The 1,067-nt window shown below is 37.9% G+C and carries 1 pseudogene and 2 other annotated features; the pseudogene reads left to right on the top strand.

What is annotated here, in order from left to right:
* Positions 1-196: 196 nt before the first annotated feature.
* Positions 197-421: a binding site (T-box leader), on the top strand.
* 85 nt (positions 422-506) lie between these two features.
* Positions 507-731, top strand: a binding site (T-box leader).
* A 49-nt stretch (positions 732-780) separates the two neighbouring features.
* Positions 781-1,067, top strand: a pseudogene (locus HP456_RS24260) (threonine--tRNA ligase); the annotation flags it as partial.

The raw sequence follows: 1,067 nt of genomic DNA, 5'->3' as shown, positions 1-1,067 counted from the left end.
ATACCATATTATTCCTCCTTTAACATATATAGTACTTGTTTATTCCGTTTTAATCAATATATTAATTAACTTTATTCTTGTTTATGCTCTTTTGTGTTTGAAAAGAGTTGCGAATTGTCATAATAGCTGCCTTGACATATAGATGATTTTTCCATATAATTCTTTTAACAGTTACCAGAAATGTTGAGTATACTGGTGTAATGCAATGAAGAGGACATGAATAATTCTTAATTACTTTCCAGAGAACAGGGTCTTAGGCTGTGAGCCCTGAAGAAATGAGAATGATTTACCGCCTTGGAGCTATCATGGTGAACGATTCAGTATTCATGATCGGGTAAAACCGTTATCTTACTTAGAGCGAAGAGAGTCGATTGACTCCTTTCGGAATTAGGGTGGAACCACGACCGCACGCGTCCCTTGAACAGGGATGAGTGCGGTCTTTTGTTTATTAAACTGCTAATAAATCAAGGATTGATCTCCACAAAACAAAAACGAAAAAAATAGTTAAAAGAGCAATGAGAAGGACATGAATGATTCTTAATTACTTTCCAGAGAACGGGGTCTTAGGCTGTGAACCCTGAAGAAAAGAGAATGATTTACCGCCTTGGAGCTATCATGGTGAACCATGCAGTATCCATGATCGGGTAAAACCGTTATCTTACTTAAAGCGAAAAGATTCGATTGACTCCTTTCGGAATTAGGGTGGAACCACGACCGTACACGTCCCTTGCATAGGGATGAGTGCGGTCTTTTTTATAATTAGATTAGGAGGAATGAAATATGTCAGTTCAATTTGATTCAGAAAAAAGAAACCATCGAAAACTCGGAGCAGAGATGGAATTGTTTATTTCGATGGAGGAAGCACCGGGGATGCCTTTTTTCCTGCCAAATGGTATGGTCATCAGAAATGAGCTTGAGAAGTTTTGGAAGGAAGAGCATAGAAAAGCAGGATATCAGGAAATTAAGACTCCGATTATGATGAAACAGGAATTATGGGAGCAATCAGGCCACTGGCACCATTATCATGAAAATATGTATTTTTCAGATGTTGATGATCAATCTTATGC

The organism is Bacillus haikouensis, from assembly GCF_013179555.1.
Lineage (GTDB): Bacteria > Bacillota > Bacilli > Bacillales > Bacillaceae_B > Rossellomorea > Rossellomorea haikouensis_A.
The sequence above is the reverse complement of the archived record's forward strand: the minus strand, read 5'-3'. Positions and strand labels throughout refer to the sequence as shown.